The sequence below is a fragment of the Janibacter sp. CoH_79_TC_3 genome (genome assembly GCF_058197955.1).
Genome location: NZ_JBXWIV010000006.1, coordinates 18,363 through 35,913, shown reverse-complemented (window position 1 = coordinate 35,913; position 17,551 = coordinate 18,363). Strand labels below are relative to the sequence as shown.

The following is a 17,551-nucleotide window of genomic DNA, read 5'->3' as shown; positions in this document are numbered from 1 at the left end:
AAAAGTATAAAGCTTGAAGCACAGACAGTGTTTCAAGCTACTCCAGACCAAACACGATAAGCGTTATTGAAAATACAGATTAATCAAAATATCACCCAAACGAAGGTAGCCTTAACTATGCCAAAACGTACCGACATAAAAAGTATTCTTATCATAGGCGCAGGTCCTATCGTCATCGGTCAAGCGTGTGAGTTTGACTATTCAGGCGCTCAAGCCTGTAAAGCACTAAAAGAAGAAGGCTACCGCGTCATATTGGTCAACTCAAACCCTGCGACCATCATGACCGACCCTGCCATGGCTGATGCGACTTATATTGAGCCGATCACTTGGCAGACGGTTGAGCAAATTATCGCTAAAGAACGTCCTGATGCTATCCTGCCAACGATGGGCGGACAGACGGCGCTGAACTGTGCCTTAGAACTAGATAAGCATGGTGTATTGACCAAGTATAACTGCGAGCTGATTGGTGCAACCAAAGACTCGATTGAGATGGCAGAAGACCGTAACTTGTTCGATAAAGCGATGAAACGTATCGGTCTTGAATGTCCTCGCGCTGAAACCGCTGAAACCATGGAAGAAGCCTTTGCAACCCAAGAAAAAATGGGTTATCCATGTATCATTCGTCCCTCATTTACGATGGGTGGTTCGGGCGGCGGTATCGCTTATAACCGCGACGAGTTTATCGAGATTTGTGAGCGCGGCTTTGATTTATCACCAAACCATCAATTGCTAATCGATGAATCGTTAATCGGTTGGAAAGAATACGAGATGGAAGTGGTACGTGACAAAAATGACAACTGCATTATCATCTGTGCGATTGAGAACTTTGACCCAATGGGCGTACATACTGGCGACTCAATCACGGTTGCACCAGCACAAACGCTGACCGATAAAGAATATCAAATCATGCGTAATGCTTCATTGGCCGTACTGCGTGAGATTGGTGTAGAAACGGGTGGCTCAAACGTGCAGTTCGGTATCAACCCTGACACTGGTCGCATGGTCGTCATCGAGATGAACCCACGCGTATCACGCTCATCAGCACTGGCATCAAAAGCCACTGGCTTCCCGATTGCTAAAATCGCTGCCAAACTAGCGATTGGTTACACGCTTGATGAATTGCAAAATGACATTACAGGTGGCAAAACGCCAGCGAGCTTTGAGCCTGCGCTTGATTATGTCGTGACCAAGATTCCACGTTTTAACTTTGAAAAATTTCCACAAGCGGATAACGTGCTATCAACCCAAATGAAATCGGTTGGTGAAGTGATGGCGATTGGTCGTAACTTTCAAGAATCGATGCAAAAAGCGCTGCGCGGCATGGAAACCGGCAATGATGGTTTTGATGAGCAAATTGACTTATCAAAAGTGAGCATTGAAAAGGCACGTAGCGAAATTAATAATCGCTTAACTATTCCAACGCCTGAACGTATTTATTATATTGCAGATGCTTTCCGTATTGGCATGAGTGTCGATGAAGTGTTTAACTTAACCAAAATCGACCCATGGTTTTTGGTACAAATTGAAGATATCGTCAAAACCGAAGCGCAAGTTAAAGCCTTAGGTTTTGGTGGTTTAACTGAAAAGAACTTACGCGGCTTTAAGCGTAAAGGCTTATCAGATTTGCGTTTGGCGAAACTGCTTGGTGTCTCACAAAAGCAGCTACGTACTAAGCGTTGGGATTTAAACGTTTATCCAGTATATAAGCGTGTCGATACCTGTGCCGCAGAATTTGCCACCAGTACTGCTTATATGTACTCAACGTACGACAGCGAATGTGAAGCCAATCCAACGAATAACAAGAAAATCATGGTCATCGGTGGCGGTCCTAACCGTATTGGTCAAGGTATCGAGTTTGACTATTGCTGTGTACATGCTGCGCTTGCGATGCGCGAAGACGGCTACGAGACCATCATGGTTAACTGTAACCCTGAAACCGTTTCGACCGATTACGATACTTCTGATCGTCTCTACTTTGAGCCAATCACGCTTGAAGACGTGTTAGAAATTGTCCGTATCGAAAATCCTGATGGCGTGATTGTGCAGTTCGGTGGTCAAACGCCATTGAAACTAGCCCGCGCCCTAGAAGCTGCTGGCGTCAAAATCATTGGTACCAGTCCTGATGCGATTGACCGCGCTGAAGACCGCGAACGCTTCCAACATATGATTCAGCAATTGAATCTTATTCAACCAACCAATGCCTTAGCCACCAGCTTAGAAGATGGTTTGGTCAAAGCAAAAGACGTTGGTTATCCATTAGTTGTACGCCCATCTTACGTACTTGGTGGTCGCGCGATGGAGATTGTCTATAACGAAGATGAGCTAAGACATTACCTGCGTACCGCCGTACAAGCTTCAAATGAAGCGCCAGTATTGCTCGATCGCTTCTTAGATGATGCCATTGAAGTCGATGTCGATTGTGTTAGCGACGGCACAGACGTGGTGATTGGCGGTATCATGCAGCATATCGAACAAGCGGGCGTACACTCTGGTGACTCAGCCTGTTCACTGCCGCCTTACTCATTATCTGATGAGCTGTGTGATGTGATGCGCGCGCAAACCGTCGCCATGGCAAAAGAGCTTGGCGTTATTGGTCTGATGAATGTCCAGTTTGCGGTAAAAGGTGAAACGGTTTATATTTTAGAAGTTAACCCACGTGCTGCGCGTACCGTGCCGTTTGTCTCTAAATGTATTGGTACTTCTTTAGCGCAAATCGCAGCTCGCTGTATGGCTGGCACGTCATTGAAAGACCAAGGTTTTACTACCGAGATTGTTCCTGCATTTTTCGCGGTAAAAGAAGCGGTATTCCCATTTGCTAAATTCCCTGGTGTTGATCCAATCTTGAGCCCTGAGATGAAATCAACCGGTGAAGTCATGGGCGTAGGTAAAACCTTTGGCGAAGCATTCTACAAAGCGGTTATCGGTAGTAATGAGCGTCTGCCAGGTCTGCCAACTGAGGGCGAAACCAAAACTGTCTTTATCTCAGTACGTGATAGCGATAAAGAACAAGTTGCCCCTATTGCCCGCCAACTTATCGACTATGGCTTTAAAATCGTTGCGACTGCTGGTACGCAAAAAGTGCTTGCTGAGAATGGTATTGAGTGCAAACAAATCAATAAGGTCACTGAAGGTCGCCCGCATATCGTCGATGCCTTGAAAAATGGTAAAATCGACCTTATTATCAATACCACTGAGGGCAAACAGGCCCAAGAGGATTCATTCTCTATCCGCCGTAGTGCTCTACAAGGTAAAGTGTTTTATGTGACGACCCTAGGGGCGGCAGATGCGGTTTGTAAATCTTATGCTATTGACTTACCATTTGATGTGTATAAGCTACAAGATTTGCATGAACAAGCAAAGACTATCGCTTAGCTCTATTGACTTGGCAGCATAATTTCAGTAGATTAAGCATAATTGCACCGCTTGTTTAATAGCTGATGCAAAACGTGTTATCGATATTCATATAACAGTAGTGCTTAAAAAACGTACTGCTTAGAAAAGAAGTGCTTTAAAAAATTAGTACTTTAAAAAAACAAAGTTTTAAAAAGACAGACCTAAAAAGCATAGTGGCTAAACTGCGACTATGCTTTTTATTACGTAAGGTTAATGTGCATTATCTAGCAGTGTATATACGTTCATAGATAAGCGCACATTTACTGATGACGCCGTCTAAAAATCATTCTTTTTATATATTCACATACTCATTGCAACAACACTGACACCATCTCACTATTCACTAGGAGTAGGAGATGGTGTGGTGTTATTGGTTTAAGGAAAAAACATGCAACGTTATCCCATGACTCCGCAAGGACATGCGGCTCTAGAAGCCGAATTAAAACAGTTAAAAAGTGTCGACCGTCCACGTATCACCGCTTCTATTGCTGAAGCCCGTGAACACGGCGATTTAAAAGAAAACGCTGAATATCATGCCGCTCGCGAACAACAAGGTTTTTGTGAAGCGCGTATCCGTGATATCGAAGCCAAACTTGGCGGCGCGCAAGTGATTGACCCGACGACGTTACCAAAGGATGGCCGTGTTATATTCGGTGTTAGTGTCGTTATCGAAAACATGAACACCGAAGAAGAAAAACAATACAAAATCGTTGGTGATGACGAAGCGGATTTTAAAGCCGGTAAAATCTCAGTCAACTCGCCTATCGCGCGTGGTCTGATTGGTAAATCTGAAGGCGACGAAGCTCGTATTGAAACACCAAAAGGCGTGGTCGAATACGAAATCATGAAAGTTATTTATGATTAATCTGGTTGGCTTTTATAGTGATTAAAATAGTAGTTTTCTTAAGAAATATATAAAGCAAAGCACACAAAAAGTTATTGTTTATAGGAGAGCAGTTACACAACGCTGCTTTTCTACTCAATTCGTTTTAGCGCATAATTGTTGAGTTGAAATGGCTAAATAATTGGGCGCATGGCACATACTTAGCTATTCATTAAAATAATGACGGATAAATTGGTTATTTAATAGTTTGATAACACGCCTCGATAGATAGCTTATATCTTTTGGCTGTTTCTGACTATTATCAGTACTGCTACCCTCGTTGATCTGCTCTATAGAGTCAATTAACGAGGGTATTTTTATCTAAGTGTTTGTCATTTTTGTTTTACTTATTATAACTTTAAAGGACTTTATTATGACTACTACTATTCATCGTTCATCAGGTAGCATGCAAAAAACAACGACATTTACCGCAGTATCAGCACTGTTGGCAGGCGCAGTGATGTCTATCGCCACAGCCAATGCCGCGCCTGAGATAGCGGTTAGCTCGTCTGTTGGTAGCACGACGGTGGTCGAGCAGTATTCTGATGGTAAAACCGCGGTCATCACCGCAACGCCTAATAGCATTACCATGCAAGATGGCATGCCGTTTTCGGTGACACAAGTGACCAATGTTCCGCGCTATACGGTTCGCCAAGTCGCCAGTAACGGTGTTAGCAATAAGGTCGTTACCCAAGGCAGTGCCACGGTTACGAGCGTGCCTGTGACCAACCAGATGACCAATCAAACCAGCAGAGTAGATGTCATAGCCGTGCCAATGACTAGCGTGACCGAAGTCTTGCCTGTGATGACAGCTACCCAATTGCCAGTCATCAATACGCCAACGACGACCATAGTGACTAACCAACCGGCAACGACGCAAATCGTATCTACCTCTTTAGACGCTCTGCAACTGGTCCCAACGTTTAGCACCCCTGGTGTGGTCAATGCACAAACCAAAGTCATGAAGATATTAAAAAACAAAGATGGTCGCGAAGTAGCCGTACCAGCCAATCATATCGCGCCTGGCGACATCATCGAATATCACACCACTTATACCAATACCACAGCGCAGCCTGTTACTGATATCAATGCGATGGTGTCATTACCAAACGGCGTGCAACTGGTATCATTAAACAGTCCATTGCCAACGCTTGCCACCACTGGCGGCGACAGCTATCAAACTATCCAACAAGTTGGCAATACTGTAGTCATCACAGAAAACTATTCTGGACTAAAATGGAACTTGGTTGACCTTCCTGCTAACGCACCGCAAACGGTGGTTATACGTGCGAAAGTTCAATAATAGTTATCTTGTATAAAAAATATCTGCTGAATAACTACTCTAAAAGTCCTGCTAATGCAGGGCTTTTTTGTTTATAGATAATATAAACAACTAACCTATTTTTGATAGTAACTTTTCGGCAGTAATTCTTCAGCTATAACTTCTCGATAATAAACTACTGTCACCTAACGACACTATCTGTCGTATTGTTCTTGAAATTCTCCACTACTTACAATGACTTAATGCCAATTTTGTTAAAATAGTCGTTCATTAATGCATTGGTAAATACCGCTCATGGCAACCATCAATTATGAACGACTGCAAGGCAAGCTTAATATCTTAGCGGACGCTGCTAAGTATGATGTTTCTTGTTCATCCTCCGCTGGTACTCGAAAAAACCAAGGCGGTGGCCTTGGCGATGCCTCAGCAACCGGTATTTGTCACAGCTATACCGAAGATGGTCGCTGCGTTAGTTTACTCAAAATTCTACTGACCAATCACTGTATTTACGACTGTGCTTATTGTACCTCACGCAAAACTAATGACACTCCGCGCGCCGCTTTTAGTGTCGAAGAAGTCGTCGATTTAACCATGCAGTTTTATCGTCGCAACTATATCGAAGGGCTATTTTTAAGCTCGGGTATTTTTAAAAGTGGCGATTATACGATGGAGCGCTTGGTCGAGGTTGCCAAGATATTGCGTACCCGTGAGCGTTTTAATGGTTATATTCATTTAAAAACTATTCCCGGTGCATCAAAAGAATTGTTGTTAGAAGCTGGTCTTTATGCTGACCGCTTAAGCGTTAATATTGAAATTCCAACTAAATCAGGATTGGCTTTACTAGCACCAGAAAAATCACATGAGCAACTAAAAGCACCGATGAAAACGGTCAAAGAAGAAATCATCACGATTCGTGAGAGCCGTAAAACCCATAAAAAAGCGCCGAAATTTGTGCCAGCAGGTCAGACCAGTCAAATGATCGTTGGCGCTAGTAATGAAACGGACTTGCAAGTGATTCAGTTATCGAATCATTTTTATAAGCAATATGATCTTAAGCGCGTTTACTATTCTGGCTATGTACCAATGTTATCTGACAGTCGCCTGCCAGCTATCGGTACACCTGTCCCTATGATACGTGAAAATCGTCTGTATCAAGCGGATTGGCTGATGCGTTTTTATGGCTTTGGCGCGCACGAAATCGTCGAGCCAGATTCGCCATTTCTAGACTTGGATTGCGACCCGAAACTTGCTTGGGCAATCCGCCATCGCGAGCATTTTCCGGTTAATATTCAAACCGCCACTTACGAGATGATTGTGCGTATTCCCGGTATCGGTACCAAAACCGCTAAAAAGATAGTTAAGGCACGCAAGTTTAATCAGTTGACGCTTTATCACTTGAAGAAAATGGGTGCGGCGGTTAATCGCGCCAAATACTTTATCGCAACGACGGGTAAAAACGAACATCTTGCCCATTTAACGCGTGACAACTTCCGTCAATACGTAATGGCACAAACGCAGACCAAATATAAAGATCAACGCAGTGGGCAGTTGGCGCTGTTTTAGTCAGCATGATTTTGATTAGCATGGTGTTAATGAGTACGGTTTTAATTACCGCTATTTTAAGTAGGAACATAAATGTCACAACTGATGCAAAGTCATGACTATATTGTCGGTCAATTAACGCCCAGTATTGTGCTTTATGAGCCCAGTTTTGAAGGTTGGCTTAGTGCGGTATTTTATGTCTATGCTAATAAGTTACAGGACGATGAATCCTTACAGCTAATTGCTCAAGACTGCTATGTACCTTCATTAATCTCACAATCGACCAGTGTTGCAACTGATGAAGACAAAGCCGAACGCGTATTAGTAAAGCTTAATCAGCTATTAGGTCGATCGGGTATGCGCAATATTCTGTGGGGATTTTTATCAGAAAAAGACAATATCGGCACGACTTTATTTCAGGTGGTTAAATATGCCATTGACTATCCTAGCCGCCATATTATGGATGATTTGGGTAACCTAAACGTCTTAGAGTTGGTACAAACCGTCAAGTCTGTCGGTCGAGAAAAGCACCGTATGGAAGCTTTTGTGCGCTTTGAGCATACGACTGATGATATTTATTTTGCGCGCGTTGAGCCTGATTTTAATGTATTGCCATTAATTGGCGAGCATTTTCGTCAGCGTTATCAAGATCAGCATTGGGCGATTTATGATTTGACTCGTAATTATGGTATTTATTATGACAAAAGCCAAAGCACGCCCAAGCGCCCCGCTGCCCTGCAAACGATTACTGACCTTGATGATGCGGTACTGCGCAATCCTGCCAGCATTCATAGCGAAGATGAGCAGCGCTATCAGAAATTCTGGCAAGGGTACTTTACCAACGTCAATATCAAAGAGCGTAAAAACCCACGTCTGCATAAGCAGTACCTACCGCAGCGCTATTGGAAATACTTAAGTGAGAAGCAAGTACAACCAAATGCTGAACATCTACAAAAACGTCGCTAGCTTTTTAAGATTGATACTAAGTTAACTGTCATTAAATGATTGCTTTTAGCTAAAAAAAGCATGGCAAATTTGACCTTATCTTTTTATCTTGGTGGTTGAGTTTTCAGCACTTTTAACTGACAATAGCAGCTTGATATCTTATTCGGTGACCAACGCTATTATGAAAGTTATGCGCTTACTGTCGTCTTTAAAGCATGATGAATCCGAGCGCGGTATTTTTCATCTGGGACGCGCTTTGGCTAAAAACGAGCATACTTCTATCATTATCTCCAGCGCTGATGAAGAAAACGACTTGGTCAAACGCCTAAAGCGTGACGGCAATATTTACCATCAGCTTTATATGAATAAGAAATCTTGGCTGTCACTGCTACAAGTTGCGCCGCTGCGTCGCTTGATTGAAAAATATGACCCTGATGTCATTCATGTGCATTCGCGCACACCTGCATGGGTACTACATTTAGCACTGCGCCGAGCGCGCGTCAAGCGTCGACCAAAACTGGTCTCGACCATGTATGGCTTTTATCCCATTAATAAATACTCGCAAGCGCTACTCGATGTCGATACCATAATCACGGTCTCTGATAGCGTCACCAATTATCTAAAAAAAGGCCTGCGCCGTGAGGAGCTAGAACCCAAAGTCATTAAACGCATCTATCGCGGTGTCGATACCCGCCGCTACCCATATCGACACAACCCTTCTGTTTATTGGTTGCGGCATACGTTTGCCGAATATCCTGAGCTTGAACATAAAAAATGGCTGGTTTTTCCGACTATCATTGGCAATGAATATGGGCAAGAATGGCTGATTGATATTTTGGGTAATCTACAAGGACAATTTCCCAATATCCATGTCATTATTATGGATGAAGATTATCGCGAGGGTGATGTGGCGCATGAAGACTTCCGCCAACGTAGCAATACGCTTGGGCTTTCTGAGCATATAACCTATGTCGGTAGCAAACGTAATGACATGCGCGAATGGCTGTCAGCTGCTAATATCGTCATGGCGCTAGCCAACGAACCCGAATCGATTGGTATCAATGCCTTACAAGCCATCCATTTAGGTACGCCTGTGATTGGCTGGGATCAAGCGGCATTTAGCGAGATTTTACAGCCACTCTATCCGCAAGGATTGGTGAAAAAATATAATGCTAAAGCGCTCTGTAAAGCGGTACGCAACCAGCTAGAGAGTGTCACGCGCCCTGAGATGACCAACAAATTCACCATGCGTGAGATGATTGACGAAACTCTCGCCGTGTATCGAGGTTTATATGACCAGTCGCTTGCAGAAGAACAAGCACAGGCAGATGCAGCAGCGGTTAAAAGAATTAAAAAGAGTCTGAAACCGACGCTAAAACCTTTTGATAAACTCTCTGAGCGCTTGGTCACTCCAGAGCCTGCAACAGCCGTTAATCTCAAAAAGAATAAAACGATTGAGCATAATAATCGTGCTATGAAACCTGGCAATGAAGTGGTGGAAAATAAACATAGTATAATTTTAAAGGATAAAAAACTGGATACTGAAGCCTTAGATAAGCAGTCTTTAGATCAGGATTCTTTGAAGAGTAATAGGTTAGACTAAAATTAGCTAATAATATTGAAACCTACTTATGGCTTTTCATCTTCAAAAAATGGGATTCATATTACTGAATCCCATTTATGGTTTTATAAAAATAAAAAAAATATGAACCTCGACAATTAACTAATGTCAGAACACCAGTATTTGATGGTTATATATTCTTCAATACCATATTTTGATCCTTCACGGCCAAAGCCAGATTGCTTGACGCCACCAAACGGTGCTACTGCAGTCGATATCAAACCAGTATTGTGCCCGACAATGCCATACTCTAAGGCTTCTGTTACCCGCCAAGAGCGTGCATAGTCTCTACTATAAAAATAAGCGGCTAAACCAAAAATGGTATCATTAGCCTTCTTGATGGCCTCTGCTTCATCTTCAAAAGTAAATATCGTAGCAACAGGACCAAATATCTCCTCTTGTGCGATATCCATATCAGATGTCAAATTAGTCAATACGGTTGGATTAAAGCTTAGCTTTGAGGCATCATTAGGATCGCCGCCAGTAATGACTTTAGCGCCTTTGTCAGTAGCATCTTTAAGTAGGTTTTGGACTTTCTTCAAACCATCTTCGTTGATTAAAGGCCCAATATCGACGCCTTTATTCATACCGTTACCAACTTTAAGCGCTTTTACTTTTTTGGTAAAGATGTCCAAAAACTTATCTTTGATGCTTGCTTGTACATAAGTGCGATTGGCACAGACACAAGTTTGACCGGCATTACGGAATTTAGAGACGATAAGGCCTTCTGCTGCCGCTTCCAGATCGGCATCTTCAAACACAATAAAAGGTGCATTGCCACCAAGCTCTAATGATAGCTTTTTGATGGTCGGTGCGCACTGTGCCATTAAAGTACGACCGACCTCGGTGGAACCAGTGAAGGATAGTTTTTTAACGCGCTCATCACTGGTCAAAACCTCACCGATGACCGACGATTTACCAGTTACCACTTGAATAACACCTGCAGGAATGCCTGCTTGCTCAGCCAATACGCCAAGTGCTAAAGCAGAAAAAGGCGTTTCGGTCGCAGGTTTAATAATAACGGTACAGCCTGCTGCAAGCGCTGGAGCAACTTTACGGGTGATCATCGCCGCGGGGAAATTCCATGGCGTAATAATGGCGCAGACTCCAATAGGCTGCTTAATAATTACGTGGCGCAAATTTGCATTGGTTGCGGGTATAACATCGCCATAAACGCGCTTCCCTTCTTCGGCAAACCAGCGGATAAAGCTATTAGCATAATCAATCTCACCGCGCGACTCGGTTAAGGGCTTACCTTGCTCAGTAGTCATAAGCACCGCTAAATCTTCGCGATTGTCATCAATGAGATCTGCCCATTTTTGCAATAGCTCGCCGCGTTCATGTGCAGTTTTGGCAGCCCAAGAACCTTGCTTTTCATTGGAATAAGCAACGGCATCTAAGATATCTTGCTCCGTCAAACTCGGAATCGTACCAATAACTTCGCCGTTAAAGGGGTTTTGCACATCGATAGTTTCACCATCGCTGGAATCTTTCCAACTGCCTTTTATTAAACATTGTTGCTTGATTAAATTTTGATTGGATAATTTCACATGACTAGCCATTATTATTGTCCTTATTTTATTTATTGCTTGTATATCATCATGGGTACGATAATAGCTGCTATAAAAGCTAAAACTCTATCTTGTACTTTATACGTCACACATCTAACTATTATAAAAAACATAAAACCGACTAGCCACCCTTACTCACACTTCTCTCACCATTTCATGGGTAATACAACCAGTTCACAACATAAGAAATACCTTTTATATAAGGTAAGCGGCTATTAACCTGTAATAAGAACTAAAAGAACGCTTGAATCCCTGTCTGCGCGCGACCTAAGATGAGGGCGTGAATATCGTGCGTGCCTTCATAAGTATTGACTGCCTCTAAGTTCATCACATGACGGATAATGTGGAACTCATCAGAGATACCATTGCCACCATGCATATCACGAGCAATACGTGCGATATCTAGCGCTTTACCACAGTTATTACGTTTAATAAGTGAGATCATTTCAGGAGCTGCATTATCTGCATCCATCAGACGACCAACACGTAGCGCTGCTTGCAGACCCAAGGTGATTTCTGTTTGCATATTGGCGAGCTTCAATTGTACGAGCTGCGTTGCGGCAAGTGGACGACCAAATTGCTTACGATCTAGCGTGTATTGACGGGCAGCTTTCCAGCAGAATTCAGCCGCACCCATTGAACCCCATGCGATACCGTAACGCGCTTTATTTAAGCAACCAAATGGCCCTTTGAGTCCACGGATATCTGGGAAAGCATTGGCCTCAGGGACAAATACTTTATCCATCACAATCTCTCCCGTGACTGAAGCACGCAGTGAAAACTTACCTTCAATCTTCGGCGCTGATAAACCTTTCATACCTTTATCTAAAATAAAACCGCGAATCTCATCGGCATCGTCTTTTGCCCAAACGACAAACACATCAGCGATAGGACTGTTGGTAATCCACATCTTATTACCCGTCAGCTCATAACCGCCATCAACCGCACGTGCACGGGTCAACATCGAGGCAGGATCTGACCCTGAATCTGGCTCAGTCAAACCAAAGCAGCCGACGTACTCACCTGTGGCAAGCTTAGGCAGATATCTCTCTCTTTGCTCTTCGGTGCCGTACGCCCAGATAGGATGCATGACCAAGCTTGATTGCACGCTCATCGCCGAACGATAACCTGAATCCACCGCTTCGACTTCTTTGGCTATCAAACCGTAAGCAACACTAGATAAACCAGCACAGCCATAACCTTCAATCGTTACGCCAAGTAAGCCCATCTCACCCATCTGACGCATGATATTACGGTCAAATTTCTCGTTACGATTCGCTTCAATAATACCAGGCATGAGCTCTTTTTGAAAAAACTGACGGGCGCTATCGGTTACCATGCGCTCTTCGTCAGTCAGCTGATCGCGTAATAAAAACGGATCTTCCCAATCAAAACGTGGGCTAGTAGATTTTGCCATGCGGAGCTCCTTGGTGTCAGTCATCCTGACCGACGAGTAGTGATTAATGAAGAAATTGACTGCACAGATGATTGACTTACTAATTCTGCTTTGCGAAACTTAGTTTCATAATTTAAATCTATTTAAACAAAGTTTTACGGCGCTGTAAACTTTATCAGCCCTGCCATTACTGGATCGAATCAATACAGTCCTTGAGCAAAGTATAGCCCTGCTCGTCTATCGGTCAATTTGCAAGTTGGCTCAGCTGTACCTGTCACACGAACCGCTATTTGACGCGCTTTTTATGCGGTTAGCTCGCTAACGAGACAGGCTGTTATTAGAAATAATCTACAAGAACATTTATCCAAAGAAGAGTATAACCGCGCGCAATCTGCTCTCTCTAACGCCGCAGAACATTATCAAGCGTATGGTTATACAGTATCAGATGGTGAGTTTTCTACTGACATATTGGCAGTGGCCGTTGATGTTTTTGATGTTGCGACTGGGCAATATGCATATTCGCTCAATGCCAGTGTGCCAAGTGCTAACTGAAAAAGCGATGACTATACGGCGATGATTGTGCCAAAACTGCAAGCGTTGGCTGGAAGGATTGGCAGTGGGGTTTAGAGAGAAAGTACTATAGATTACTGTCTCAAACTAGCTTGCTCTCAGTAAGATTAATCAGATAAATAATCCTGAGCATCAAATCACGAAAAATGTCTTGTCATACAGCTTTCTCTAAGCCGATAACGAGAAAGCCGATAACGGCAGTTTTACTCATTATCTACTTCATTCATCCCACGCTTAATTGACATTATTTGAAGTAAGTAGCTTTTACCTTGAGGGGTTATTTCCCAATAGCTAGTAGCCCCTATACCAGTAAAATTAATATAGCCTAATGATAAAAATTGAACTTTTATTCTCTCAAAATCAGTAAAGTCTAGTTGTGACGAATTGAAATTTTCATATTTTATTGAAGCTATATAATCACTTAAAGTATTAAAAACCACACTTTCATTCTGTCTTTTAAGTATTTTTGGACCAATACATTTGAATAAATTATTCCAAGTTACTTCTTGTTTCCAGGATTTATTTCCCGATTGTTCCCCATCCATAACATAGCATTGGACAGTAATTAAAAACTCATCTTCACCTTGCGCTAAATCCAAGATTTCACCTTTATTTTTTTGCAACTCTTCAACCTGTTTTTCAAGCTTATTATTTTCTTGTCTAAGGTCATTTAGTTGCTTTAATAATTCGGTGTTATCAGTTGCTTCGTTACCTCTTATCCATCCAATAGCCGGATAGGTTTTAATTGTTTTGGGTAAGCTCAACGCGACTAAGCCAGATAGTTCTTTTGCATCATTCCAAAACTTAACTAAACGATTAGTAGTAACTTTCTGTTTAAATACTTTTAGTTTTTGTTGAGCATCAGAATCTATCTCTACTTTTTCAACAGCTAGTTTCTCAGGACTACCATGTACTAATGCAATCACCTTAATACCTTTACGGATAGCATAGTCATACTCCATTTCTGTATAGCTAATACCTTCTTCAGACAGACTGCCATACCTACCACCAACTATAAGTAGGTAATAATCACTGTCATCAATCACTTTTTTAATGAATTCAAATTGCTCTTCATCTAAGGCAGGAAATAACTCCATACCAGCTGGTATACAGTCCATTTCCATTAATGTTTGAATAACATTACTTCGCTCATCTTTTAAGTCTGCGAATGTAGAACTTACAAATACTTGATATCTCTTATCCATACCTACTGACCTCACCTTATTTATAGTTTATTTTCTATATTTTAGAAAACTTATTGAATTATAGTTGATATATTTAATTATTTACCAGAATTAGTATATTAGCGTTCCTATTCTTCCAAAAGCGTATGATCAACTAATTAAAGCCTCACAGATGCCATAGTATTGATGATGTGATGCAAATATAAGACGATTTGGTAGGAGTGGTGTATAAGCTATGCTATATGGTTTGTATTGAAAGATAACAAGCGTTAAACTTTAACGTAAATATTAATAATAATAAAAGTATTGGAGTAAATAATGAAACTCGCCGAAGCTCTACTGATCCGTAGCGATATGCAAAAGAAGCTCGCCCAAATTAAAGGGCGTATTCGTAGCAACGTTAAAGTCCAAGAAGGCGATACACCAAGCGAAGACCCAAACGCGCTGATGATTGAAGCCAGCCAAATTATTACCGAGTTATCCATTCTCATTGAACGTATTCACCGTACTAATGCCATTGCAGTGACCGATAAAGGTCAGTCGATGCTGACGTTATTGGTCGAGCGTGATACATTAGAGATACGTCATAAATTATTAATGGAGACCATTGAAGCCACGGGCAGCGAGATTGACCGTTATAGCCCTCGCGAGATTAAATGGAATATTATGGTCTCAGTCGCAGGCTTACAAAAGCAAGCCGATGACATCGCGATCAAGCTACGCAAGATTAATATTGTCATTCAAGCCAATAACTGGCAAATTGACCTTATTGAATAACTAACTTTTGATCTGTTAGTTTTAGAATTTTCTATGTGCTTTATATAAGTGCATGGACTGCCCCTTTGGAACCGACTGGGCGAGTGTTAGACCCCAAACCTACACAGCAGGGGGTTGAAAATATACTGTAGTGTCCGTCACGCGTTGCGGGCAGACGCTTTTTTTACTACTCATGCCCTGCACCCGTCACCGCTCACAAGGCACCATTTAGACCTTACTACCAGACACTGACAGTCGGTTTCAATCTTAGTTTTAATACTTTGCACCTTTTCGCCAGTCCCATTGAATGCCATTTCCTTATCTTCTACGCCAAACCGTCAGTAGAAAATCATTTAAGACAATTAACCAGAGTAGTTTACGTCTAAAAACCGTCATTCTGAGAGCAAAATTAGCACTCTGTTACCCAATTAAACCGTCGCAGTGATATCATATGTGTATGATGTACGCGATAAATTTAAGCATTTAAACCACACTCAATAACCATGTTTATGACATGGTTATTTTGTTATTGATGGTTTATTTTCTTACCGTCGCGTTTTTATTATTTACGTATCACTGTTGAGTATCGTTATGCCCCAATCTCGTACCAATCTAAATCCAAAACCCAAACATGACTCTCCTTATTTAGTCGGCGTCATGTTGCGCTATAGTACTTTTGCCGCCGCCGCCTTGTTGTTTATAGCAGGGCTGTTATTGATGAATTGGTGGCTGATCATTCTTGGCGGGCTGGGTGTATGTTTGGGAATTTATGATGTCATACAATCAAAGCATGCCATCTTAAGAAACTATCCGGTTGCTGGTCATATTCGCTATGTACTTGAAGACTTCCGCCCTGAGATTCGTCAATATTTATTAGAAAATGACAAAGAACAAGTACCGTTTTCACGCCAGCAGCGCGCGCTGGTTTATCAACGGGCCAAAAATGTCAGTGATACCAATGCTTTTGGTACGCTTGATAATTTATACGCGCACGGTAAAGAATGGTTTTTACAATCAGCCGTCAGTCAACCTTTAGAAAATAAAGATTTTCGTATTATCGTCGGCGGTGAACGTTGTCAGCAGCCGCATGATATGTCAGTATTTAATATCTCAGCGATGAGTTTTGGTAGTTTATCAGCCAATGCCATTATGGCGCTCAATCAAGGCGCAAAAATGGGCGGCTTTACTCATGATACTGGCGAAGGCGCGATTAGCCCTTATCATCGTAAGTTCGGTGGCGATTTGATTTGGGAGCTGGGTACGGGCTATTTTGGTTGCCGTGATGCAAATGGTAATTTTGATGCGCAATCCTTTGCCGAAAAAGCGGTCGACCCACAAGTAAAAATGATTGAGATTAAACTCTCACAAGGCGCAAAACCCGGTCAAGGCGGCGTATTGCCAGCAGAAAAAATCACCCCTGAAATCGCTGAAACGCGTGAAGTGCCGCTCGGACAAGATTGCGTCTCGCCCTCGTCGCACAGCGCATTTATTACACCACGCGAGTTGGTTGCTTTTTGGCAGCAGCTGCGTGATTTATCAGGTGGCAAGCCCGTCGGCTTTAAGTTGTGTGTCGGTCAACCGTGGCAGTTTATGGCAATCGTAAAGGCCATGATAGAGACGGATAACTATCCTGACTTTATCGTGATCGATGGCGCAGAAGGCGGTACAGGCGCAGCGCCCGTGGAATTTATGGACAACGTTGGTATGCCAATGGTAGAAGGGTTTATGTTAGTTCATAATACCTTGGTCGGCGCTGGTATCCGCGACAAGATTAAAATTGGCGTCAGTGGTAAAATCGTTTCAGGCTTTGATATTGCGCGTATGATTGCGCTGGGCGCTGATTGGTGTAACTCAGCGCGCGGCTTTATGTTTGCCGTTGGTTGTATTCAATCGCGCTCATGTCATACAAATACCTGCCCAACTGGGGTTGCAACCCAAGATCCATATCGTCAAAAAGCGCTCGATGTGCCAAGTAAAGCTGAGCGCGTGGCAAGCTTCCATAAAAACACCCTTAAATCACTTGCCAGCATCGTGGGTGCGGTTGGTCTTCAGCATCCAAGCCAGTTACAGCCGTATCATATCGCTCGCCGTTTAGACGATGGCCAAATCAAACTGTTATCAAAGTTCTTTTACTTTGCTGACCAAGGTGCACTGCTTGAGCAAAATGCCCGCGCTGACGTCTTTAACCAAATGTGGGTCATGGCAAATCCTGACAGCTTCCTTGCCAATAACGATGCGCTGATTGCTTATAACAAAGACTCGCGTGATCGAGGTAAAGAAACCAGTGCCCCTACAAACTTGCACCCAGATGATTCGGTAGATCTTATCGATGGTGGTTTATTAATTGGTAACGTCAATAATACTTTCCGTGAAATTCCATCACTAGATGATTAAATCCTTAAGACAGA

General features: G+C 42.6%; 11 protein-coding genes. 8 read left to right on the top strand and 3 right to left on the bottom strand.

The window, feature by feature from the left end:
* Positions 1–117 precede the first annotated feature (117 nt).
* From carB to AC2FA3_RS07400, 6 genes are all read left to right on the top strand, one after another.
* Positions 118–3,372, top strand: a complete 3,255-nt coding sequence (carB, locus tag AC2FA3_RS07425; protein WP_490509035.1) for a carbamoyl-phosphate synthase large subunit — start codon at positions 118–120, stop codon at positions 3,370–3,372.
* Between the two features lie 409 nt (positions 3,373–3,781).
* Positions 3,782–4,258 (top strand): transcription elongation factor GreA, encoded by a 477-nt coding sequence (gene greA / locus AC2FA3_RS07420; protein WP_490509034.1) that lies wholly within the window; start codon positions 3,782–3,784, stop codon positions 4,256–4,258.
* A 391-nt stretch (positions 4,259–4,649) separates the two neighbouring features.
* Entirely contained in the window at positions 4,650–5,579 is a 930-nt protein-coding gene (locus AC2FA3_RS07415) for a hypothetical protein (RefSeq protein ID WP_490509033.1), read from the top strand.
* Positions 5,580–5,852: 273 nt separating this feature from the next.
* Positions 5,853–7,121, top strand: a complete 1,269-nt coding sequence (locus AC2FA3_RS07410) for a putative DNA modification/repair radical SAM protein (RefSeq protein ID WP_490509032.1) — start codon at positions 5,853–5,855, stop codon at positions 7,119–7,121.
* 72 nt (positions 7,122–7,193) lie between these two features.
* Complete coding sequence (locus tag AC2FA3_RS07405) at positions 7,194–8,066, top strand: TIGR03915 family putative DNA repair protein (RefSeq protein WP_490509031.1); 873 nt, start codon at positions 7,194–7,196, stop codon at positions 8,064–8,066.
* A gap of 160 nt (positions 8,067–8,226) precedes the next feature.
* Positions 8,227–9,648, top strand: a complete 1,422-nt coding sequence (locus AC2FA3_RS07400) for a glycosyltransferase (protein WP_490509030.1) — start codon at positions 8,227–8,229, stop codon at positions 9,646–9,648.
* 116 nt (positions 9,649–9,764) lie between these two features.
* On the opposite strand, the gene AC2FA3_RS07395 is transcribed toward AC2FA3_RS07400, so the two are convergent.
* From AC2FA3_RS07395 to AC2FA3_RS07385, 3 genes are all read right to left on the bottom strand, one after another.
* On the bottom strand, positions 9,765–11,228 hold the full coding sequence (locus tag AC2FA3_RS07395) for an NAD-dependent succinate-semialdehyde dehydrogenase (RefSeq protein ID WP_490509029.1): 1,464 nt from the start codon (positions 11,226–11,228) through the stop codon (positions 9,765–9,767).
* Positions 11,229–11,469: 241 nt separating this feature from the next.
* Positions 11,470–12,654 (bottom strand): acyl-CoA dehydrogenase, encoded by a 1,185-nt coding sequence (locus tag AC2FA3_RS07390; protein WP_490509028.1) that lies wholly within the window; start codon positions 12,652–12,654, stop codon positions 11,470–11,472.
* Between the two features lie 752 nt (positions 12,655–13,406).
* Positions 13,407–14,408 carry a DUF4062 domain-containing protein gene (locus tag AC2FA3_RS07385; RefSeq protein ID WP_490509027.1) on the bottom strand — a complete coding sequence of 334 codons (1,002 nt, stop codon included), beginning with the start codon at positions 14,406–14,408 and terminating at the stop codon, positions 13,407–13,409.
* A gap of 297 nt (positions 14,409–14,705) precedes the next feature.
* Between AC2FA3_RS07385 and AC2FA3_RS07380 the strand changes: the two genes are divergently transcribed.
* Together AC2FA3_RS07380 and AC2FA3_RS07375 are read left to right on the top strand one after the other, a co-directional pair.
* Positions 14,706–15,164, top strand: a complete 459-nt coding sequence (locus AC2FA3_RS07380; RefSeq protein WP_490509026.1) for a DIP1984 family protein — start codon at positions 14,706–14,708, stop codon at positions 15,162–15,164.
* Positions 15,165–15,734: 570 nt separating this feature from the next.
* Positions 15,735–17,537, top strand: coding sequence for an FMN-binding glutamate synthase family protein (locus AC2FA3_RS07375; protein WP_490509025.1), 1,803 nt, complete (start codon positions 15,735–15,737; stop codon positions 17,535–17,537).
* The last annotated feature ends 14 nt before the right edge of the window (positions 17,538–17,551 follow it).

Bases quoted from the DNA above. Each gene is read 5' to 3' on its own strand.
- AC2FA3_RS07385 (WP_490509027.1), bottom strand. From the start codon at position 14,408: ATGGATAAGAGATATCAAGTATTTGTAAGTTCTACATTCGCAGACTTA.
- AC2FA3_RS07400 (WP_490509030.1), top strand. From the start codon at position 8,227: ATGAAAGTTATGCGCTTACTGTCGTCTTTAAAGCATGATGAATCCGAG.
- AC2FA3_RS07390 (WP_490509028.1), bottom strand. From the start codon at position 12,654: ATGGCAAAATCTACTAGCCCACGTTTTGATTGGGAAGATCCGTTTTTA.
- AC2FA3_RS07415 (WP_490509033.1), top strand. From the start codon at position 4,650: ATGACTACTACTATTCATCGTTCATCAGGTAGCATGCAAAAAACAACG.
- AC2FA3_RS07405 (WP_490509031.1), top strand. From the start codon at position 7,194: ATGTCACAACTGATGCAAAGTCATGACTATATTGTCGGTCAATTAACG.
- AC2FA3_RS07380 (WP_490509026.1), top strand. From the start codon at position 14,706: ATGAAACTCGCCGAAGCTCTACTGATCCGTAGCGATATGCAAAAGAAG.
- greA (WP_490509034.1), top strand. From the start codon at position 3,782: ATGCAACGTTATCCCATGACTCCGCAAGGACATGCGGCTCTAGAAGCC.
- AC2FA3_RS07395 (WP_490509029.1), bottom strand. From the start codon at position 11,228: ATGGCTAGTCATGTGAAATTATCCAATCAAAATTTAATCAAGCAACAA.
- AC2FA3_RS07410 (WP_490509032.1), top strand. From the start codon at position 5,853: ATGGCAACCATCAATTATGAACGACTGCAAGGCAAGCTTAATATCTTA.
- AC2FA3_RS07375 (WP_490509025.1), top strand. From the start codon at position 15,735: ATGCCCCAATCTCGTACCAATCTAAATCCAAAACCCAAACATGACTCT.
- carB (WP_490509035.1), top strand. From the start codon at position 118: ATGCCAAAACGTACCGACATAAAAAGTATTCTTATCATAGGCGCAGGT.